Annotated in this window: 18 protein-coding genes and 1 riboswitch; of the genes, 16 read left to right on the plus strand and 2 right to left on the minus strand. The window is 40.3% G+C overall.

Features of this window, described 5'->3' with window-relative positions:
* Positions 1-205 precede the first annotated feature (205 nt).
* Positions 206-1,405 (plus strand): CynX/NimT family MFS transporter, encoded by a 1,200-nt coding sequence (locus tag NYE25_RS26140; RefSeq protein WP_341147218.1) that lies wholly within the window; start codon positions 206-208, stop codon positions 1,403-1,405.
* A gap of 63 nt (positions 1,406-1,468) precedes the next feature.
* Here NYE25_RS26140 and NYE25_RS26145 read toward each other — a convergent pair whose 3' ends face one another.
* Positions 1,469-3,163, minus strand: coding sequence for a PucR family transcriptional regulator (locus tag NYE25_RS26145; protein ID WP_341147219.1), 1,695 nt, complete (start codon positions 3,161-3,163; stop codon positions 1,469-1,471).
* Between the two features lie 265 nt (positions 3,164-3,428).
* On the opposite strand from NYE25_RS26145, the gene NYE25_RS26150 reads away from it, so the two are divergent.
* The 7 genes from NYE25_RS26150 to NYE25_RS26180 all read left to right on the plus strand — a co-directional run bounded on the left by NYE25_RS26150 (position 3,429) and on the right by NYE25_RS26180 (position 11,462).
* Positions 3,429-4,295, plus strand: coding sequence for a DUF2877 domain-containing protein (locus NYE25_RS26150; protein ID WP_341147220.1), 867 nt, complete (start codon positions 3,429-3,431; stop codon positions 4,293-4,295).
* A 15-nt stretch (positions 4,296-4,310) separates the two neighbouring features.
* Positions 4,311-5,858: an acyl-CoA synthetase FdrA gene (fdrA, locus tag NYE25_RS26155; RefSeq protein ID WP_076283956.1), complete on the plus strand. Its 1,548-nt coding sequence runs from the start codon at positions 4,311-4,313 to the stop codon at positions 5,856-5,858.
* A gap of 2 nt (positions 5,859-5,860) precedes the next feature.
* Positions 5,861-7,288, plus strand: a complete 1,428-nt coding sequence (locus tag NYE25_RS26160) for a YlbE family protein (RefSeq protein WP_234531227.1) — start codon at positions 5,861-5,863, stop codon at positions 7,286-7,288.
* A gap of 85 nt (positions 7,289-7,373) precedes the next feature.
* A complete protein-coding gene (locus tag NYE25_RS26165; RefSeq protein WP_341147221.1) occupies positions 7,374-8,534 on the plus strand; it encodes an ankyrin repeat domain-containing protein in 1,161 nt (386 codons plus the stop codon).
* A gap of 31 nt (positions 8,535-8,565) precedes the next feature.
* A complete protein-coding gene (gene arcC / locus NYE25_RS26170) occupies positions 8,566-9,516 on the plus strand; it encodes a carbamate kinase (RefSeq protein WP_076283959.1) in 951 nt (316 codons plus the stop codon).
* Positions 9,517-9,540: 24 nt separating this feature from the next.
* Positions 9,541-10,995, plus strand: coding sequence for a cytosine permease (locus tag NYE25_RS26175; protein ID WP_042185326.1), 1,455 nt, complete (start codon positions 9,541-9,543; stop codon positions 10,993-10,995).
* A gap of 14 nt (positions 10,996-11,009) precedes the next feature.
* The gene (locus NYE25_RS26180; protein ID WP_042124600.1) at positions 11,010-11,462 is read left to right on the plus strand and encodes a nucleoside deaminase; all 453 of its coding nucleotides are present in this window, start codon (positions 11,010-11,012) and stop codon (positions 11,460-11,462) included.
* Between the two features lie 65 nt (positions 11,463-11,527).
* Here the strand turns inward: NYE25_RS26180 and NYE25_RS26185 are convergent, their stop codons facing one another.
* Positions 11,528-12,400 (minus strand): alpha/beta hydrolase, encoded by an 873-nt coding sequence (locus tag NYE25_RS26185; protein ID WP_341147222.1) that lies wholly within the window; start codon positions 12,398-12,400, stop codon positions 11,528-11,530.
* Positions 12,401-12,521: 121 nt separating this feature from the next.
* Between NYE25_RS26185 and NYE25_RS26190 the strand changes: the two genes are divergently transcribed.
* The 8 genes from NYE25_RS26190 to NYE25_RS26225 all read left to right on the plus strand — a co-directional run bounded on the left by NYE25_RS26190 (position 12,522) and on the right by NYE25_RS26225 (position 22,850).
* Positions 12,522-13,763: a Zn-dependent hydrolase gene (locus NYE25_RS26190; protein ID WP_341147223.1), complete on the plus strand. Its 1,242-nt coding sequence runs from the start codon at positions 12,522-12,524 to the stop codon at positions 13,761-13,763.
* Between the two features lie 232 nt (positions 13,764-13,995).
* Positions 13,996-14,082, plus strand: a riboswitch (cyclic di-GMP riboswitch).
* A 122-nt stretch (positions 14,083-14,204) separates the two neighbouring features.
* The gene (locus NYE25_RS26195) at positions 14,205-16,439 is read left to right on the plus strand and encodes a bifunctional diguanylate cyclase/phosphodiesterase (protein ID WP_341147224.1); all 2,235 of its coding nucleotides are present in this window, start codon (positions 14,205-14,207) and stop codon (positions 16,437-16,439) included.
* A gap of 12 nt (positions 16,440-16,451) precedes the next feature.
* The gene (locus tag NYE25_RS26200) at positions 16,452-18,170 is read left to right on the plus strand and encodes a methyl-accepting chemotaxis protein (RefSeq protein WP_341147225.1); all 1,719 of its coding nucleotides are present in this window, start codon (positions 16,452-16,454) and stop codon (positions 18,168-18,170) included.
* Positions 18,171-18,446: 276 nt separating this feature from the next.
* Entirely contained in the window at positions 18,447-19,424 is a 978-nt protein-coding gene (locus NYE25_RS26205; RefSeq protein WP_341049962.1) for a ring-cleaving dioxygenase, read from the plus strand.
* 17 nt (positions 19,425-19,441) lie between these two features.
* Positions 19,442-20,047, plus strand: coding sequence for a flavin reductase family protein (locus NYE25_RS26210; protein ID WP_341049961.1), 606 nt, complete (start codon positions 19,442-19,444; stop codon positions 20,045-20,047).
* Positions 20,048-20,212: 165 nt separating this feature from the next.
* Positions 20,213-20,788, plus strand: a complete 576-nt coding sequence (locus tag NYE25_RS26215) for a TetR/AcrR family transcriptional regulator (protein WP_341147226.1) — start codon at positions 20,213-20,215, stop codon at positions 20,786-20,788.
* A 69-nt stretch (positions 20,789-20,857) separates the two neighbouring features.
* Positions 20,858-21,727 (plus strand): NAD(P)-dependent oxidoreductase, encoded by an 870-nt coding sequence (locus NYE25_RS26220; protein ID WP_076283967.1) that lies wholly within the window; start codon positions 20,858-20,860, stop codon positions 21,725-21,727.
* A 70-nt stretch (positions 21,728-21,797) separates the two neighbouring features.
* Positions 21,798-22,850 carry an LLM class flavin-dependent oxidoreductase gene (locus tag NYE25_RS26225; protein ID WP_341147227.1) on the plus strand — a complete coding sequence of 351 codons (1,053 nt, stop codon included), beginning with the start codon at positions 21,798-21,800 and terminating at the stop codon, positions 22,848-22,850.
* Positions 22,851-22,863: the final 13 nt, after the last annotated feature.

The raw sequence follows: 22,863 nt of genomic DNA on the forward strand, positions 1-22,863 counted from the left end.
ATGGCTACTTGGTACAGCTTTGTCTTTTAATTAGGATTAACGTGTTCGCTTAGGTGAACGCTTCCGCTTTTATCTCTTTGTATGCGAAACGGGCACGCCTCCTTGCTACTTTATACTTTTAAACTACTTTCTTATATGTTATAACTAATGCTACATTCTGAAGATCATTTGCGTAGCTTTGATTACTTGAGGGGAGATTTAGTTTTTGCATTCACCACAGACACAAGACAACAAGAATTCGTTATATATTATTTTACTTATTACGGGGATTGTTCTGGTAGCCTTTAATTTACGGCCCGCTATTACATCGGTTGGTCCACTAGTGGGAATTATTCAAGAGGATGTAGGGCTTGCACACTGGAGTGCAGGTTTATTAATGAGTATACCTTTGATCTCCTTCGCTGTTATGTCGTCTCTCGTTCCTAGAATCGCTGCTCGTTTATCCAACGAGAAGACGCTATTGTTAGGTTTGGTTATTCTTTTGGTCGGTATTTCAATTCGTTCCATTTCAATGACACTCTTTATTTTCGTTGGTACGCTATTGATTGGAGTAGGTATAGCCATCGGAAATGTTCTATTGCCGGTAGTTGTGAAGGAGAAATTCCCACAAAAGTTCGGTCTAATGACAAGTATCTATTCCACTTCAATGGGATTGTTCGCATCGTTAGCATCAGGTATTAGTATTCCTCTAGCCCATGGTCTGAAGCTTGGGTGGGACGGAGCCTTAATCGTATGGGGAATTCCGACAATCATAGCGATTGTGGTATGGATCCTTCTAATTAGATTAAATCCAGCCAAAGATAATGCAGTAAAAAGTGTAAGGATCAGTGCTAAGCAAATCTGGCGTTCACCACTCGCTTGGAAAATAGCGCTATTCATGGGATTTCAGTCTTCATTATTTTATATAACGATGTCTTGGTTACCTGAAATCTTATATAACTATGGCATAAGTAGGGGTACAGCAGGCTGGTTATTATCCTTCACACAAATTGTTGGCGTACCTGTTAGTTTTCTTGTTCCTATTCTTGCAGGACGACTACGCTCTCAAGTATGGATTGCATTCGCATTAGGCATGTGCTCCATTGTTGGTTATGGTGGCCTATGGATGGGCTCATCTTACCCCATAATGATCCTAAGTATTATCTTAATTGGTATCGCTTTGGGAGGGAATTTCCCATTGGCGCTAAGTTATATCGGAATTCGTGCCCGAAACGGAAATCAAGCTGCAGAATTATCTGGAATGGCTCAATCCACTGGATATATGCTTGCAGCCATAGGACCTATATTGATCGGTTATTTATACGATATGACCCAAGTGTGGACGATTCCACTGATCACACTGATCGTTATCTCTGGAGTAGTTACAACGTTTGGAATGTTGTCTGGCCGAGATAAGTATGTATAAAAAAGACTCCCCATGTAGTAGACAGGTGTAATAATGAACCCTGCTGCTGTATGGGGAGTTTTTTTAAATCGTTTTATTTAAAATACTAAATATCTTTAGCGCTATTTGAATTCGTAGTAATTCTTCTGAATGCTTTAAGTCCAGATTTAGGATTTCCTTTATTTTCTCAATGCGATAGATAAGTGTGTTTCTGTGTAAAAACATAGCCTTTGAAGTTTCGGTGACATTCAGATTGTTAATAAAGTAATTTTCTAAAGTTAACATGTAGCTTGTACCATGTAATTGATCATGATCATACACTTTACCTAGACACTTCCGAAAAAATTCTTCTAAGGCAACGACTTTGATATTAGCTTCCAACAGATGGTAAACCGAATAATCTTCGAAATGTGAGACCTTGTTTTGAAGGTTTTTTTGTTGCATCAATTTAATCATTTCGTTCGCCTCAGAAAAGCTATTATGCAGCGAGCTGATTGTACTGTATTGCTGACCAATGCCTATTAGGAGTGTTTCCTTCGTTCTATCAATAAGTACCTCAAGCAGTTCATTTGCATATAACTTGGCATCACTAATCGCAACAGGAGGTCTTTCTTCATTTTGCCCTACTAGAATGATGACTCTATTATTTCTATAAAAGCACTTTATTTCTCCAATCGCTTTATGCGACAAGTCATAAATGATGTCCACACATTTTTTTGCAATAGACTCCATTTTGTACTTTCCGATAATCATATCTTCAAACTTGTCTGCTTCATTCATTTCAATATTTATCACCATACTGTAATACATATAACTTGGATTTAATCCATGTAAATAACATAAGGTTTGCAGCGCTTCATGGGATGATATTTTCCCCGAAAGTAAATCATCAATGGAGTCCTGCTTAATTCTTATTTCAAGTTCGCTAATTTCCTTTGCTTTGATCAGCTCGAGTGCCATGATGGTGGAGGCTTGCTGCAAAATAATGTAATCAAATTCTGATAGCTCTTGCACTGTCTGCCAAATCACAATATAGCCATAAATATAGTTAGAAGCAGCGACAGGAATCACTCGACATTTTATTTCTGCACCTTCTGAATGATAGGTCCTCTTAATAGACTTTTTCATTTCATTTAGATTGGTAGGAATAGTATCGATGAATGCTTTATTAAAAACAGGCTGTCGATTTGAAAAATCAAGATAATACTCAAGAGGACTGTTGTTCTTAGCATGTTCAGTGTGATGCAATAATCGCCAATCCTTGTCTACGACAATAATAGGATTACTAATCGTTTCGGATAACATGGAAGTTATTTTGGCAATACCACCGCCTTCGAGGGTGATTTTGAAGAACAAGTTATGTATATCTAAAGTCTTTCTATTGAGCAAATCATATCTTCCGGAAACCTTCTCATTAATGATCGAGATCATGTTAGAGAGTGTGTATTCAAAGGGCAGTTCTAAAAGGGGCAACCCATACTTATTGGCTTCATCAATCATGTTCTGAGGAAGCTTGTCAAAGTACCGTTTCATTTTTACAACCAATCCTGAACAGTTCAGCTCCGCAAGTTCCTTAATAATTCGATTTTGTAGTTCTGCATTATTTTTAAAAATGTAGCCTGTTGATAAGAGTAGTTCGTTAGGTGAAAGCCAGTCAAAGGCGTCAGGATTCTCAATAATGTTAACGATGGATATGGATTTATCAATGCCTTGTTCTCCAGCAACAATTTTTATTCCCTCTATAGCCTTGATCTTCATTAAGTCTTTAACAGTTAGCAATTTTTGGCACGCTCCTCAGACACACTTTTAACACATTCGCTTGTATAACATGCACAAATAGGATGCACTCTTTTTGGTTCGCTTAAACGATGACGATCCCTACCAGTATATTATATATTAAGTGCGTAAGGTAGTTACGCTCGTCGTTACCTTTGTATGATGTAACCAAATCATATTATTCAATGCATTCATCCATCTGTTGAAGTGAAAAGGAGGTCAATCACCTTTTTTTAAAATATAAGGAATTAAAACAGAGGTGACTCTAGTGAGGTTTGCGAAATCCGGTGATGGCGATTTTATTCAACGAATCATTCATCATAAGTTTCATGGTTTTGTTCATAGCACGTTTAATCGCACAATCAATATTCAATGTTTGGATCGTGGAGATTTGTATACTATTGCGTGTAAGGGAATCGATAACGCTCCTAATACACTTATTATTGACTTAGAACACTTTGAAGAAGCAGATATCAGGGTGAATGACATTGTAAGTTCAGATCATTCCGTTTTATCAATTGCTAATAAGATGTCTATCACAATGAATGGTGTTAAGAGATGGAATTGTAAACTGCCTAAATATCCTTCAGAAGCTGATGTCTTAATAATGAATGTATCCACCATGAAGCAATATATCAAACTTCACGGAAATAACAGCAGAATTGAAAGGGCTTTCAAGAGCGGCAATCCTTTTGACGATGAAATGTCTAGAATGCTTCATGAACGGACGCAGTTACTTGTATCGGAATTGCAAAACAAGCGAATCTCTACTGCAATCACACATGCAACTTCGCTCATAGGCCTTGGACCAGGCTTAACGCCAGCCGGTGATGATTTCTTGGTGGGATTGTTTACCGTCATGGGCATCGAGAATCATCAATACTTTTCACACCATTCGTTTTGTGAAGAAGTCGTCTTACATGCGAAAGCTTTAACCAATGATATCAGCTATATGGCATTAGCAAAAGCAGCCGCAGGCCAGGTAAGAGAGTCCATTATTGATTTAATGGAGGCTTTATTTAGAGGTAGTGAAGAAGAATTAATCTCATCTTTACGTAGGGTATTGGCTATAGGCTCCACGTCGGGTACAGATATAGCCCTAGGAATTATTGCAGGGCTGGAAATGAACATGTAAATGGGAGGTACAAATATGACTGTACAAGTTTTAGTAAAACCAAACACTTATATCGATTCCGTATCTTTGATGTCACTCTCAACAAAAGCGAATCAGATCGAAATCGTAGAACAAGCCATTATTGCAATGGGTACTGAAATGAATAAAGAGGTCATTAGAAATGTGGGCTTGATGACCCCTGAAGTAGAAAGTGCCAAAACAAGTGATTTAGTGATTATTGTGAAGGCTGCCTCTGAAGAACTATGTGAGGGTGCTTTCGAAAGCATCAATGATTTGTTAACGAAAAAGAAAGATTCCTCTAAAGGAAAGAGTGAGGTTAAATACTCAACAATTACCTCAGCTGTAAACGGTACTCCTGAAGCTAACTTAGCGATTATTGCCGTAAATGGGAGCTACGCTCCTAGAGAAGCAAGAAAAGCTCTTGAAAATAATCTTCACGTCATGCTGTTTAGCGACAATGTAAGTATTGAAGATGAAATTGAATTAAAGACTTTAGCCCAAGAAAAAGGCTTGCTAATGATGGGGCCAGACTGTGGAACTGCGATTATTGGTAATGTCGCTTTGTGCTTTGCGAATGCCGTGAGAAAAGGCAATATAGGGATCGTTGGCGCATCAGGAACAGGTAGCCAAGAGGTAACGGTTCGTATTCATGAATTTGGCGGTGGAATCACACAGTTGATAGGTACAGGCGGTAGAGATCTAAGTGAAGAGGTTGGCGGCATTATGATGCTGGCCGGAATTAAAGCGTTAGAAGAGGACGATGCAACAAAGGTTATTGTTCTCGTATCTAAACCACCAGCACCAAGTGTAGAAGAGAAAGTACTTGCACAAATTAAACAATGTAAGAAACCAGTCGTGGTTTGGTTTGTGGGTGGGAATGAAGAAAAGGTCACCCAAGCTGGCGGTCATTTTGCAAAAATGTCAAAAGAAGCGGCACTTAAAGCGGTACTTTTAGCTGGAGCAGACGAATCGAAGCTTAACAAACGTGCGTTAAATCTTCCGCTTATTGAAGAAGTGCGTGCGAAGTTAAATCCTCAGCAAAAATATATCCGTGGACTATTCAGTGGCGGTACGCTCTGTGATGAAGCGATGCACATTGCTATGGAGAAATTCGATAATGTCTACAGTAACATTCAGAGAGATCCTGAATATCGCTTAAAAGATGTTAGAGTAAGCCAAGATCATACCTTTATTGACTTCGGAGACGACCAATTTACACAAGGCAAACCACATCCAATGATAGATCCATCCACTCGGATTGAAAGATTTATTCAAGAAGCAAAAGATCCTTCTGTCGGTGTTATTGTGATGGACTTTGTTCTAGGCTTCGGAGCGCACGAAGATCCTGTAGGCGCAATGCTTCCAGCGATTATCGAAGCGAAGCAAGCCGCTGAAGATGAAGGAAGACATCTAGAGATTATTGGATACATTCTTGGAACAGAGCTAGATAGTCAAAATATTGAAGGTCAAATAAATAAATTGTTAGCTTCTGGTGCTACACATGCTAGCAGCAGTCAGAACGCAGGTCTACTAGCAAGAGAATTCGTTGTGAAAGGAGAATAGTCATGAGTAAAATCAATGAACTTTTTACGAATAAACTAAATGTCATAAATGTAGGCATTGCGAACTTTAGAGATGATTTGTTAAAACAAAACGCGAATGTAACTCACTTGGAGTGGACGCCGCCAGGCAGAGGGAATCCAGAATTAATTGCTGCGCTGGATAAGCTTGAAGACCCAAGTGTTACAGATAAGATTGAAGCTGCTAACAAAGAGGCTGTTGAGCGAATTATTAACTCGCAACCGGTACTGATTGGCTTTGACCAAGCGATCAATGTGGTTCCTGGTATGACGAAAAATACGATTTTACATGCTGGCCCGCCAATCACTTGGGAACGAATGAATGGTCCGATGAAAGGTGCGGTAACAGGGGCTATTGTATTTGAAGGACTTGCCCCCAATATTGAAGCAGCAGCTGTACTAGCCGAGTCTGGAGAGATTATTTTCTCGCCATGTCATGAACATAACTGTGTTGGTTCCATGGCAGGTGTAACATCGGCTTCCATGTTTATGCATATTGTTGAGAATAAAACTTATGGAAATATTGCCTATACAAATTTAAGTGAACAAATGTCCAAAATCCTTCGTATGGGTGCCAATGACGAGAGTGTTATCCAGCGTTTGATTTGGATGCGAGATGTATTGGGTCCTATTTTAAGAGATGCGATGAAACTTAATCCAAATGGGATTGACTTGCGCCTAATGCTCTCACAAGCCCTTCATATGGGGGACGAGTGTCATAACCGAAATGTAGCTGGAACAACCCTGCTCATTCAAGCACTAACGCCTTATATTATCCAAACCGATTTCACTGTTGAACAGAAAAAAGAAGTATTTGAATTCGTTAGCAGCAGCGATTATTTCTCGGGTCCGACATGGATGGCGCTTTGTAAATGTGCCCTTGATGCTGCGCATGGTATTGAGAATAGTACCATTGTTACCACAATGGCTCGTAACGGAGTGGAATTCGGTATCCGCGTGAGTGGAATCGCTGGAAACGTGTGGTTTACAGGTCCTGCACAACAAGTAATTGGTCCTATGTTCGCTGGTTACAAACCTGAGGATTCTGGTCTTGATATTGGTGACAGTGCGATTACGGAGACCTATGGAATTGGCGGATTTGCTATGGCAACTGCACCGGCTATTGTTTCGCTTGTGGGGGGTACCGTTGATGATGCAATCAGCTACACCACAAAAATGGCGGAAATCACAACCACTGAAAATCCTAACGTGACGATTCCAATGCTTGACTTTATAGGGATTCCAACAGGTATTGATATTCAAAAAGTCATCCAAACAGGAATTATGCCGATTATTAATACAGCCATTGCACATAAAGATGCGGGGATTGGAATGATTGGTGCAGGTATCGTTAACCCTCCAATCGAAGCATTTGAACAAGCATTACTTGCATTAAGTGAAAATATTAAATAAGAAGAGGGCTAACTTGCTTAGCCCACCATTCTTATTTCGAACTAGACGAACATCTTCGTGCTAGGCTGTGAAGGAGTGAACAATTTTGGATAGTCTATCCTTGAATACAAAACTTATTGAGGCGAGTGAACAGGGAGAACTGGCTTCTGTTGAGAAACTATTAGGCGAAGGTGCCAGTGTTGATTATAAAGATGCTGCAGGGCGAACAGCGTTAATGGCGGCAACTCAAAACAATCAAATCGCGATTGCTAAAAGATTAATAGAAGCAGGAAGTGACGTGAACACTAGAGATATTACACAACTCTCACCGTTTATTTGCTCAGCAGCAAATGGCTTTTATGAAATCCTGCGTCTCATGATTACTGGTGGAGCTGATTTGAAGAGCGTGAATCGATTTGGAGGTACAGCGCTGTTACCATCGAGCGAAAAGGGCTATTTAAAAACAGTAGAAGTGTGTATTGGTGCTGGGGTTCCAGTGAATCATGTCAACGACTTAGGCTGGTCAGCCCTACTTGAAGCAGTCATATTGGGGAATGGCGGAAGACTATATTCTGACATTATTGAAGCGCTTGTTCATGCAGGGGCAGATGTGCATTTGCCTGATCGAGATGGGCTCTCATCCCTACAACGTGCTGAAGAGAACGGTCAGCATAAAGTCGTGAAGATTCTAGAACAAAGCTTCCAAGAAAATAATGAATATGTGAAGCAGGCAAAGGCTCTCGCTAACAACGATCAATATGAAGAAGCTATATCTGTCATAGGCAGGGCGCTGGAAGTAGATGCTGACAACCTGGATTTCATCTATTATAAAGGTTATTTCTTGCAGGAATTAAAGAGATACGAAGAGGCACTTCAATGCTATGAAAGCGTTTTATCTATTGAACCTACTAATTTAGAATTTTATTTCTATACAGCGAATTGTTTAAGACTGTGGAAAAAACCGGAGGAAGCTCTTCAGGAATATGATAAAGCCTGTGAGCTGGCGCCTAATGAAACGTTCTATCGCTACCACAAATCCAATTATTTAAGAGAACTTGGGCGACACCAAGGAGCAGTTATCGAGATGGATAAGTTGCTAGCGCTTCAGCCGAATAGATATGACTTCTCCTTCCATAAGGCGAACAGTCTAAGATCGCTTGGTAAGCATAAAGAGGCCATTGAGGCTATCGAGAACGCAATTAAAAATGATCCAACAAATCCGTTATACCACTCACACAAAAAGCAATCTCTTGAGTTACTCGGTTAGCGCATAAGAATTGCAACATAGGAGGCATCAGATGAAAGAGACTGTAATCGTTGCTATTGGCGGGAACTCATTGGTCAAGGAAAATGGCCTGGATTCAATTCATGACCAATCTGAAGCAGTAAAAGAAGTTGTCGTTAATATTGTTGATATGGTGCAAGAGGGCTACAATGTCGTCGTTACACACGGTAATGGACCACAGGTAGGATTTGGGCTAAGAAGATCTGAGATTGCACATGAAATTGCCGGCATGTCTCCTGTTCCACTAGTGAATTGTGGAGCCGATACACAAGGTGGAATCGGTTATTTAATTCAACAAGCTTTAATTAACGAATTTGCAGTTAGAGGGATACACAAGAATGTGGCTACGGTGATTACACAAGTCGAAGTAAGCTCAGAAGACCCTAATTTCAAGAATCCGACGAAACCAGTAGGATCCTTCTTTTCCAAAGAGCAAGCGGAAGAAATGAAAAGAGAACATCCGGAATGGAGCTTTGTAGAAGACTCTGGCAGAGGATACCGTAGAGTAGTTCCATCCCCAAGACCTATAGATATTGTGGAGAAAGACGCGATTAAGTCATTAATCGACGGGGGCTTTGTCGTTGTCGCTGCAGGTGGTGGAGGTATCGCAGTCGTGAAGTCTGATGATAACACGTACAAAGGTGTTGATGCAGTCATCGATAAGGATTTTGCAACGAGTCTTTTAGCAGAGCAAATTCATGCGGAGACCTTAATTATTACAACGGGAGTGTCTAGAGTATGCATCAACTATGGTAAGCCGAATCAAAAAGAGCTTTCCAAAATGACGGTTAATGAGACTAAACAATATGTGCTAGAAAATCACTTCCCAGCAGGAAGTATGCTGCCTAAAATCGAGGCAAGTTTAAGCTTCTTAGAGAACAGCGGAACGCGAGTTATTATTACGAATCCGGAAAGCTTGAAAGATGCGATCAATGAACAGGCAGGCACTCATATCGTGAAGTAATTTAAAGCGAGGGGAAGTGTAGATATGGATCAAGCAAAGTTGGAACAAAATTATGATAGGTACAAATCATACGGTTACGGTGAGGAATTACTGCCCAAGAAGCCTGAGCAAAGAGACTGGGGAATGTCCAACTATATAACCCTTTGGATGGGTGCTGTTCATAATATTATGTCGTATATGACAGTTGCAGGCTTCTTCGTCTTAGGATTGGATACAACACAGGTGCTCTTTGCCGTTATGCTTTCGGCCATTATTGTCTCCGCATTTTATGCTTTAAACGGATATTCTGCCTCCAAATATGGGCTGCCATTCGCGATGTTGCTTCGTGATTCATTTGGGGTAAAAGGAGCAATTATACCGGCATTGATACGAGGACTTGTTGCCGGATTAGTATTCTTTGGAACCACTACCGTTGTTGGTGCAGAATCATTAAATGTTATATTTGCTAGATTTATTCCGAATTATATGGATTTAGGCGGTGGCTTCACACTATTCGGGTTAGCATTCCCGACAATGATCTCCTATGCGATTCTTTGGACAGCAACGGTTCTGTTGTTCTTAGGTGGAATGAAAACATTAGGTAAGTTCGGTAACTGGTCTTCCCCGGTAGTGTATGTGTTTATTATTGGTGCTGCTGTTTGGGCGATCAAGATTGCTGGAGGGTTTGGTCCGATTTTAGAGTATGTACCAGCGAACCCAAGCTCAAGTCCATTAGTCTTTATTGCTTGCGTGAGTGCATTGGTATCTAACTGGGCGGGTCCTGTTGTGAATATGTCGGACTTCACACATCGTGCGAAATCACCAAAAGCGGCTATGATTGGATTGCCAGTAGGGTTTATCTTGTCTTATATTCTTTTTGCTATCACTTGTGTGGCCTTAATCGCGGGTACAGAAATTGCGTTTGGTGAACCGATTTTCAATATCGTTCATGCCATTGATAAAATTGAAAACACTTTCGCGGTTGTTGTATTGATTCTAGCGCTAAACGTAGGAGCAATCGCCTTCGTAGTGTTTGCAAACCTATTGCCAGCTGGCTTGCAAATGTCATCTCTTTTCCCGAAAAAATTCACTGTAAAGACTGCAGGTGTCTTAACAGCCGTTGTTGGAACTTTGATTTTGCCATGGAAGCTGGTAGAAAGTACAACCACTTTATTCTACTTCTATAGCTTTATTGGGTCCATCTTTGGTCCAATTGCGGGTATTATGCTTTCAAGCTTCTTTATTCATCGGAAAAGAGTATTAAATCTTGATAATATCTATGTCCCAGCAGGTAGCAATGGTGAATATAAGAATGGTTACAATCCTGTTGCGATGGCTGTTTTAGCAGTCAGCTTCATCCTTCCTATGTCAGGTGCATTTCTTAAGGGTATCCCCTTCCTAGTTAGGATGAATGATTTTGCTTTCTTTAGTGGCTTAATTGTTTCGTTTGTTCTATACACCATCTTTAGCAAAACACTAAAATCATCCCAATTAAACTAGAGGAGGAATTTGAAATGGATTACATGAAATTGGCTGTAGACGCAACGATTGAGGGTATGAACAAGAAATTTGGAGGCCCGTTTGGTGCAACGATTGTCCGAGGCGATGAAGTAATTGCAGCGGTTAGCAATACGATGATGAGAGATACGGATCCTTCTGCACATGCGGAAATGGTAGCTATCCGAGAAGCTTGCAAAAAGCTAGACACGATGGACTTATCGGATTGTGTAATTTATGCCACCTGTGAACCGTGTCCGATGTGTATGGGCGCTATTATTTGGTCAGGGGTTAAGGAAGTTCATTATTGCAGCACAAGAGATGATGCGAAAGAGCATGGCTTCTCTGACATTCACCTTCGCGAATATTTTGTGGGGCATGATGAGAGTGTTGTTAATATGATTAAAGTGGAAGCTAGAGAAGATTGCGATCATTTATGGACGCATTTCCACGAATTAAACAAGAAATAATTCATGCGGTCTCCTATATTTTCCGGCACTATTTTAGTGCCGGATTTTCCTGTTCTTCTACAGACCTACTCAGCAAGATGAAGCTGAAGGAAATCAATCACCTGATGAAGAGCTTTTTGCACAACAGGGTTATCGAAATCTTTTTCAAATACATGCTCTCCGTTTGGAATAGTAATAAGCTTTGCCGCTACTCCTTCTTTCACTAGCGCAGCTCTCATGAATACCGATTGTTCATATGGCACATCTACATCGTTCGTTCCGTGAAGTAACAATGTAGGGGGAAATTCCTTAGTTACATGATGAATAGGACAGAATTTGAGAAGTTCTTCCTTATGTAGAGAAGGATTCAAGCCTGTCACTTCTTCGATCCAACGACCGGATTGTCTTGCATATAAATAGAGAAGAAAACGCTCGTCAACGCTTGCGCTCGTAATGATTTGATCGGACACTGTACCTTTTGCAATCTCCATGGAGACGATATCCTTTTCACAATAGAATTTACTTGGTTCGAGTGCCCATGGAGCGCTAATATCGCCATATCCATAGAAGGAAACAATCGCACGTGGCTTATGGGTAAACATTCCTGTGCTTAGTGCAAGGAAACCACCTGCTGAGCTTCCCACTACAGCGATCCTCGAGGGGTCAATGGAGAATTGTTTTGGTCCTTCCTTTTCTAACCAAAGAAGGCTATCTTGGACATCTTCAAGGATGTCAGATAGGGTTGACCTAGGGGCTAATCTATAGTCAATCGAAAATAGCGCAAAGCCATTATTAGTGTAAAGTTGTATCATTTCCTCGGATAGATCTTCTCGATCACCCCAAAGCAGGCCGCCTCCGTGAATGTACACAATAGCAGGGGCTTGGGGACGATTTGTTTCATAAAAATCAGCTTTAATTGTAAATGAGTCATTTTCTTTAAAAATAATGGTCTTCTTCATAGTTACCCATTACACCTCATCAAGTAAGTAATTTTTAAAGACTAGCACTACCTCTATTGTATATCATTCACGAATTTTGATGAAACCATAATCATGAATACCCAGGATTGGAGATATTAGCATGGATAGAAAGAGAAGATATCAGGCTTTATTTGATAATATTAATCAATATAACTCGGGTGAGAAGGGCATCACTAGAATTGCCTATACAAATGAAGAGCAGACATGTACGAGTGCTTTTATGCGGATGTGCAAGGCTGAAAATTTAGATATTCGGATGGATCATTGCGGAAATGTGATTGCTAGAAGAAATGGAAAGATAGAAGGGCTCCCACCCGTTGTAATGGGCTCTCACTTGGATACGGTATACCAAGGTGGGAAGTACGATGGGGTAGTAGGTGTAACGGCTGCTTTGGAAGTGATCAAACGTCTAAACGAAAAAGGGATTGAAACGGATCATCCGATTGAAATTATCTCATTTGCCTGTGAAGAATCCTCGCGTTTTGGTATTTCAACAGTAGGCAGCAAAATAATGTCAGGGTTATTTCAGAAGGAGAAATATAGATCTTTGAAGGACAAAGACGGTATTACAATGGAAAAGGCATTTTCGCTATGTGCACTGGATTATAACAGTATTGATCAGGCGAGTAGAGAGAATGAAGAATTAAAAGCGTTTTTTGAATTACATATTGAGCAAGGTCCTGTCTTAATAAACAATAATAAAAGAATAGGAATTGTGACTGGAATTGCTGCACCCGTGAGGCTTCATATTCAAATATCAGGGAAGGCATCCCACTCTGGAACGACACCTATGAATATGAGAAAAGATGCTTTTCTGGGTGCCTCAGAAATAGCACTTGAGCTTGAGAAGGGAGCCAAACTCGAACAAGAATTTGGAACGGTTGCGACGCTAGGGGTGATAGATATCTTGAATGGCGCTATGAACGTGGTTCCGGGAGAAGTGGAAATTAAAATTGATATCAGATCTACTTCAGTGGCATCCAGGCAACGTGTGTTAGATCATTTATATCAGACGATAGCCTCAGTACAAGAGAGCAGACAACTTGAAATTGCGAGTACGGAAATCATCTCCGAGGAACCAGTCCTATTATCGGATGAGATCACTCATGTTCTAGAATCCATTTGTGAAGAGAAGGGGATATCGAGTCAACGGATGATCAGTGGTGCAGGGCATGATGCCATGAACATGAACAAACTTTGCCCAGTAGGGCTTATCTTTGTTCCTTCTGTAGATGGACTTAGTCATCATCCTAATGAATATACAGACTTGGATGATATCATTATGGGGATTGATATTTTAGAAGAAGCTGTTCTTCGTTATGCGTTTGTAAGACAAACATAATTCGTGTTGAGAAGTAAGTCCCAATGTGACATATATAAATGTTACATTGGGCTTTAGTATCTAATTTTATAATTGTTCGCAGAATTGTTGCTTTACATTAATAAATATTATATTAAAGTTAACATTGAGGTTTGTGAAAAATTTCCCATTGAAAAAAATTAAATCACAGCGGAGATAGGTCTTTTGGTGGTAGCCTATTTTTAATAGAGTATTTAGGACTAAAAATAGTAAAACAGAATATTGGTAAACCTATTGAAAAATAGGGACACAAAGCCATAGGGTCTAAATCTATTTATAGATATGACAGCCGGTTGCATGCAGTGGGAGTTTCATGCTCTTATTTTTTGATGCATATGCAGCCGTTATCATTCTGATAGCGGCTTTTTTTTTGCTCGTTTTCTAATAAAAAAACGTAATAAATCGGAAAAAGGATGATAGTACATGGATCAGACACAACCACTGAGAGTATGGAGAATGATAGGCCTCGTCATAATGGCAACGTTGATATTTTGGGGGTGCTCTTACTATTTCATAAAATGGACTGCTAACTCTTATGAGCAAGAAGCGGTTGCTGCTACATCAGAAGCTACGATACATGCGAGTAGATCGATTGGAAATATGATACAGGGTGGATTAGATTCATTAGATGGAATTGCTGATTCTATTTCGGAAATCAATTATATGGATTGGGATAAGACCAAAAAATATCTGCATCACTTTGATAAAAAATATAATTTTATTCGAATTAGCATCAACAGCCCAGATGGTAAAGCTTACGCATCAGATGGGACAATGTTTGATGTATCAGATGAAGTAGGGTTCCAAAAGGCTCTGCAGGGTATTAGCAGTATTTCTGATCCATTCTTAGATAAGATCTCCAATAAAGAAATTATCACGATCAATAGTCCACTTAAGTTTAAAGGTGAAGTGAAGGGTGCTTTATCTGCCAGCAAATATACACAGGATCTTTATGATGCTCTTGCAGTTTCCTTCTTTAAAGGTCATGGTTATTCTCAAATCATTGATCAAAAGGGACAAGTCATTATCCAATCGAAGAATCTCGAAGAGGATAAGACAATTGATAACATATTCGAAAGTATAAGTATTGATTCTAGAAATAAGAAACAACTGCAAATCTTTAAAGAGAACATAACCGCAAAAAAATCTGGAGTAGGAATATTTTGGATTAACGGAGATAGCAAAATGGTTGGTTATTCTGGCATCCAGGGGGTTGAGGACTGGTATATTCTCTCCGTGATACCGAAAGATTTGATCATGGCCAAAGCGTCTCAAATGAGTCAGGCGACTTTTCTATTATGTGTAATCATGTTTGTCTTACTATTGATCATATTTGTTAACATTCTATTAAATAAGAGCAAAATTAGGAAACAGATGGAGAGGATTGCCTTTGAGGATGAGTTAACACATCTTTCTAGAACGAATAAATTTGTTATAGATGCTCAGTATTTACTTAAAGAGAAACCGAATACAAAGTTTGCTGTGTTGCAATTTGATATTGAACAATTTAAATACATAAATGAAATTGTCGGTTTTCATGAAGGAAATAGTATTTTGATTCAAGTGGCTAATAGCTTAACAGCAAACACATTAGACGAGGATGTCATTGGACGCTTAGGGGGTGATCGTTTTATTCTTTTCACTTCGTATGACAATAAGGCGGAATTATTCATCCGTATACAAGTACTTACTGAACAAATGAGCGACTATACGTTTGGAAATGAAGAAGGTTTTAGGCTAGTGATTAATTGTGGAATTTACTGTATAGATGATCGTCAGAGCGATATCCTCACATGTATTGACCGAGCAGGAATCGCTTGTAAGTCCATTAAAGGTGGATACAAGAGCTCATGCACTTTCTTTGACGAACAATTGCTATTGCAGATACACGAAGAGCAAGACATCGTAAGAAAGATGGATGCTGCCATGACAAATGGTGAATTTATAGTATATTTACAACCTAAAATGGATCTGCGAGTGAACAGTTTTCATGGCGCTGAGGCATTGGTTCGATGGAATGATCCTCAGAAGGGACTTATATCTCCTGCAGTATTTATCCCCATATTTGAGAGGAATCGCTTTATTGTGAAATTAGATTTAATGGTGTTTAAATCAGTATGTATCATGTTGAGTAAATGGATCCAGGAAGGAATCCAGCCACTTCCGATTTCAGTGAATATATCGCTTATAACCCTATACCATAATGATTTCCTGCTCCATTTGACGAATATTATTAACAGGTACCAGGTACCTGCTAGATTGATAGAGTTAGAGCTGACCGAGTCTATTGTATTCCAAAATTTAGAGTTTGTTAGAGATATTTTGTTGGAGTTGAAACGTAAAGGATTTTCCATAGCTATCGATGATTTTGGGACAGGTTATAGTTCCTTAAATGTATTGCAATATTTCCCTGCTGATGTCATTAAGTTAGACAGGGCTTTTCTGATGAGTAAGTCAAATGATGAGACAGGGAAGATAGTAATTGCCAGTATGGTCAAACTAGCTAGGGATTTAAATATGAAAGTTGTGGCAGAGGGAGTTGAGACAGAGGCGCAAATTGATTTTTTGAAACAAATAGATTGTGAAATCGCACAAGGATACTATTTCGCGAAACCAATGCCAGTAGTAGAATATGAAAGCTTAATTAAAAGTACATAGGGAGTGCAAAGCATGAGGAAAATGAGAAATTGGACTATCGTAGGCAAAATTACTGTTACTAATTCAATATTACTGTTAGGTGCTCTGATCATTGCGATCGTTGGTAGTGTGTATTTCAGCAATATGTATGCGAACTCTAGAAGTATGTATAAGAACGATCTTACGTCAGTTTATGCACTTGGGAAATTCGAATCAAATAATCATGAAATAGTAACCTTAACGAATAAGATGATCGCTAGTCATGATCCAAGCGAACTTCAAGAGAGTTATCAGAAAGTTGTTGAGCTTCAAGCTGAAAACAATGGAATCTTGAATAAGTATGAAGAAACACGTTCCCTCCCAAACGAAAAGGAGATTTATGCTGAAGTTTTATCATTAACGAAACAGTATCGGCAAATTCAGCTTCCGATGCTTGAGAAGATGCTGAATACACCTACATATGATCCTAGTGAAGATACCACTTCAAATCTTGAAGCGTTAAATACGAAACGAAATGAAGACCTTGGAAAATTAGTTGGAATGAACTTAGGAAGTGCCCAAAATGCAGATGTTCAGAATAAGAAGCTATTTCAAAAAGGACTTACGGTCAATATCATTGTTGCTTTTCTCGTTATCCTGATTTCAATCGGTTCATATTTGTCCTTGAGAAGATATTTCTCACGAGCAGTAACCATTATCCTGAACTTTTCAGAGGCGTTTGGTCGAGGAGATCTGACTCAAAGAGCTAAGTTTGATGCTGAAGATGAATTTGGTCGAATCGTGAAGTCGCTTAATCATTCGGCAGAGCAAGTACAAACCATCGTAGCTAGTGCTTCTTCCTCAGCACAAGAGTTAGGTGCACTTAGTGAAGAATTATCTGCAACAGTTGAGGAAGTAAATGCTACAATGGATCAAATTTATAATTCCTCGCAAGAGGTTGCTTCTGGAAGTGAATCTTTAAGTGCTACAACAGAAGAAGTAAATGCAACAGTACAAGAGATTATCTCCAATGCAGATCTGCTAAGTAATAAGGCGGGAGTAGCACTAAATACCTCCGAAGAAATTCTGGTACAGGCAGCTTCCGCGAAGGAAAAGGCTGTAGCATCGATTCAATATGCGACAAGTTTGTATGCTGAGAAACAAAATTCCATTATGCACGCGATCGAGGCTGGGAAAGTTGTTAATGAAGTAAGAGAAATGGCCGGGTACATTTCGGAGATTGCAGCTCAAACGAATCTATTGTCCTTGAATGCTTCCATTGAGGCAGCAAGAGCTGGGGATGAGGGAAGAGGATTTGCTGTAGTTGCTAATGAAGTACGCAAACTTGCTGTACAGTCGGAGGAATCGGTGGGGAAAATTCAGAAAATGACACTGCTAGTGGAAGATGCTTTTGAGAATGTGTCCTTTCAATCACAAGCGCTACTGGATTTTATCGATTCGACGGTGATAAGTGATTATGAGAGTTTCGAGCAAGTAAGTATGCAATATAAAAATGATGCCGATATGTTTCATGAGATCACAGGTGAAATGGTATCTTCAATGCACGGACTGAAGCTATCAATGGCAGAGGTAGATCAAGCGATGACGAATGTTGCCGCAGTATCTCAACAGTCTGCGGACAATGTAAGTGGCATTCGAAATCACATTTCAGATACATTACAAGCGTTTGAAGATGTGGCTGCTTCTTCTGAGCACCAGGCGAATATTGCGGAAATGATGAATGAGACGGTTGGTAAATTTGTGATCGAGTAAGCACCAAAACAAAACAGCCTTGTTCAGTAAGTCTATTTACATACTGAACAAGGCTGTTATCTTTTATAGTGTTTTGTTGACAACAACAAAGGAGTGTGTTAAATTTATCTTAAGTTAAAGATAATTAATGTAAAGATAATATATAAGATACATGTAATCGAATGTTGGAAAGAGATTTTTTTTGAATGATATCTTAACATTAAGATAATTCAATTAATCTTTCTTGATCTAGGGAATTATAGTACAAAATCAAACTAACTTTAGGAGTGTATAATCATGAGAAATTTAAAAGGGATTCACCACGTAACAGCTATCACAAGCAGCGCAGAGAAAAACTACGAGTTCTTCACTTACGTATTGGGAATGCGTCTAGTGAAGAAAACCGTCAATCAAGACGATATCCAAACGTATCACTTGTTTTTTGCAGATGATAAGGGCAGTGCCGGAACGGATATGACGTTCTTTGACTTTCCTAACATTCCTAAAGGCGTACACGGAACCAATGAGATCGCCAAGACATCCTTCCGGGTACCAACAGATGCTTCATTAGACTACTGGGTAAAGCGTTTTGATCGCCTTAATGTGAAGCATAATGGAATTAAAGAGCAATTCGGCAAAAAGACTTTATCCTTCGTAGATTTTGATGACCAGCAATATCAACTTATCTCTGATGAATTTAATGAAGGGGTCGCATCAGGTACACCATGGCAAAAAGGACCGATTCCTTTAGAGTTTGCGATCACTGGTTTGGGACCGATCTTTGTACGCATAGCTGACTTCAGCTATTTTAAAGAAATGTTGGAAAGAGTCATGCTGTTTAAAGAAATCGGTCAGGAAGATGCTTATCATTTGTTTGAAGTCGGCGAAGGCGGAAACGGGGCGCAAATTATTGTTGAGCATAACGAGGACTTACCGAATTCGCGTCAAGGCTTTGGTACGGTTCACCATGCGGCTTTCCGAGTAGAAGACCGTGCGATGCTTGATGAGTGGACTAAGCATTTTGAAGACTTTGGATTCCGTACTTCAGGTTATGTGGATCGTCATTTCTTCGAGTCGCTGTATACACGTGTTGCTCCACAAATCCTGTTTGAGCTTGCGACAGATGGACCTGGATTTATGGGAGACGAGGAATACGAAACGGTTGGAGAAAAGCTTTCATTGCCACCATTCTTGGAACCTAAACGTGAGCAAATTGAGAAGTTAGTACGCCCTATTGATACCGTTAGAAGCACGATCGATTTCGTGAAAGAGTGAAGAAGGAGCTGGGGAGATTGATTTCGATTGATCCGAAGCAAAATAGTGAGCGCGATAACTATAAATTATTAATTGGTACTGTAATTCCTAGGCCCATTGCTTTTGTCACTACTCAATCAGAAGATGGCATTTTGAATGGTGCGCCGTTTAGCTATTTTAATATCGTCTCGTCTAATCCTCCGATGGTTTCACTGTCTATTCAAAGACCAGCGGGACGATTAAAAGATACAGCCCGTAATATCTATAACAATCATCAGTTTGTTGTGCATATTGTAGATGATGAGAATGTTGGAAAAATCAATCAAACCGCTGCCTCATTGCCAAGAGCAGAAAGTGAAATTGAACTTGCCAATCTTACACCGGTCCCAAGTAAAAATATAGCTGTACCTGGTGTATTGGAAGCAAAGGTTCGAATGGAATGTAAGCTTGTACAAGCGATACCTCTAGGAGCTGAAGAACCTGGGAGTGATTTGTTCATCGGCGAAATTGTTCAGTTTCATATCGATGAATCGATTTATCAGGAGGGGCGGATTGACCCTAGAGCCTTAAATGCAGTAAGTCGTTTAGCGGGAGCTAATTACGCTACGATTGGTGAGATTTTTGAAATTGAGAGACCGGAATAATAAACTAAGACCTGTTCGTAAGCGATGAAGCCTACCGAACAGGCCTTTTTGTGTGCAAATTAGAGTTCATCAGCTATGCAAAGCAAAACGTTAGGTTTTCTCTCGAAGTTTATCTGGACTGATCGTTCCAGATATGTTATATTGCCATTACGGGAGGTGTTACTCATGGCAAGGATAAGAGAGTTTAACGAGGATCAAGCACTACATCAAGCGATGCTGTTGTTTTGGAAAAAGGGTTATGAGGCAACAAGCATACCGGACTTGCTGCAGGTTATGGGCATTAGCCGATCTAGTCTTTACGATACTTTTTCTGACAAGCAAACGTTGTACATTGCCGCACTGGAACATTACAAAAAGGTTAGCTTCAATAGACAGGTCATTCTTGAACAGGCGTCAAGCGTTAGAGCAGGGATTCAACAATTTTTTGAGCAACATATTACTTCAGCGTACGATACGAGCCTACCCGGCGGGTGTTTTGTAACGAATGCAGCTACAACACTAGAGTCGCGGGATGAAAAAATAAATGAATTGATAAAGACTAGTTTTTTGAATTTAGAACAGGCTTTTTGCGAGCTTTTGGAAAAAGGCCGACAATCAGGCGAACTTGATAAAACCACTGATGTCAAAGCGTGGTCTTATTTATTGCTGAATTTACATCAAAGCATAAATATTATGGCAAAAGCAGATCAAGATCAGCAGCGTGCCAAAGAGATGATAAGCTTTGTAATTGCAGGAATATAAATTTTTTTTGGTTATTCTGGAACGATCGTTCCGTTATTGTAAATCATCCTTAATGCGGAGAAGAGACTTATGAAAATATCATTTATCGGGCTTGGGAAAATGGGCTTTCCAATGGCCCAAAATTTGTTGAAAGCTGGTAATGAATTAATCGTTTTTAATCGTACTCGTGAAAAAGCGCAACCCCTAATAGATCAGGGAGCGCATTATGCCGAGACACCATTGGAGGCAGCACAAAAGAGCGATATGGTCATAACCATGCTTTCTGACGATGCCGCTTTGGAGGAGATTGTTGAGGGTCCAAATGGAATTTTGAATGGATTATCAGAAAAAGGAATTCACATATCTGCCAGTACGATCAGTGTAGATCTGGCTCGGAAATTATCCGCGGCGCATGCGGAGAGAAAGCAATACTTTGTGTCTGCCACAGTGCTGGGGCGTCCGGATGCCGCTAAAGCAGCTAAATTGCGCATCATTTTGGCAGGTCCGGAGCAAGCCAGACAACAGTTAATTCCTGTTTTAGAACAATTAGGTCAGGAAATATTCGAGATTGGGGATTATAGCGAAGAAGGAAATGTTGTAAAAATAGGCGTAAACTTTTTAATTGCTTCTATGCTGGAAGCTTTATCAGAAACGCAGCTGATGGTAGGAAAGTATGGCATAGAGCCAGCCCGTTTTATGGATGTGGTGAATGCTCTTTTTCAATCTCCCTTATATCAGAACTATGGGGCGATAATGACAGAACAGCGGTTTGAACCAGCTGGTTTTAAAATGAAGCTAGGGCTGAAGGATGTTGCACTGGCTATAGAGGCAGCGCAGTCCGTCCAAGCTCCTCTACCTTTGGGCCAACTTATCCATCATCATTTATCTGAAGGAATAGCCCATGGTTATGGTGAGATGGATTGGACAGCTTTAATCCGTTGTCTAGAGCATTCTTCTTAAAAAAATAGGGTTGCCCCAAATATCTGTTGGTTGTAGTGCAGGAGAAAAATTAAAAGAGGTGTGATAAATCATGGAAATAGGTGTTACTTCGTTCGTAGAAACAAAGCCTGATATTGAGACTGGAATTGTGATGAGTCATGCACAGCGATTACGAGAAGTAGTCGAAGAAATCGTCCTTGCGGATCGGGTGGGACTTGATGTTTTTGGTATCGGTGAGCATCATCGTGAAGATTATGCAGCTTCTTCACCAGCAATCGTGTTGTCCGCTGCAGCGTCCTTGACTAAACGGATTCGCCTGGCTAGTGCTGTGACGGTCCTTTCATCTGCTGATCCTGTACGTGTGTTTCAGGATTTTGCTATGCTTGACGGCATCTCCAATGGACGTGCCGAGATTATAGCGGGCAGGGGTTCATTCGTTGAATCCTTTCCGTTGTTTGGTTATGGCTTACATGACTATGAGGAGCTATTCAATGAAAATATCGAACTGCTTATGAAAATACGGGGTTCCGAGAAAGTAACTTGGAAGGGAGGCCATCGGCCAGCAATTCATAGTTTGGGCGTATACCCGCGGCCCGTCCAAAGCTCTTTACCAATATGGATTGGCAGCGGAGGTACGCAAAGCTCTGCCGTTCGTGCAGGACTTTTGGGTCTGCCATTGATGTTGGCGATCATTGGCGGGAATCCAATGAATTTTGCTCCGCTTGTAGAGCTGTACAAGAAGGCGGCGGCCCGCGCTGGACATGATGTATCGCAGCTTCAGGTGGGATCTCATTCGATTGGATTCGTCGCAGAAGATACGGAACGGGCAGCAGATATCTTTTTTCCATCTACCCAGTACGGCATGAACAAGCTCGGCAAAGAACGAGGATGGTCGTATTATGATCGTTCCAGCTATGATGCGGCCCGAAGCTTTGATGGCGCATTGTACGTTGGAGATCCAGAAACAGTTGCTCAGAAGATCATTCATCTACGGAAGCATGTAGGTATTACACGCTTTATGATGTATGTTCCACTAAGCACGATGCCACATGAGCAGGTGTTGCGGGCTATAGAACTGCTCGGAACGGAGGTTGCTCCACGAGTACGAGAGGAAATTGCCAAGTGGGAAGCTGAGAAGGAATAGGAATTATACAAGC

The organism is Paenibacillus sp. FSL E2-8871, assembly GCF_038000345.1.
Lineage (GTDB): Bacteria > Bacillota > Bacilli > Paenibacillales > Paenibacillaceae > Paenibacillus_AQ.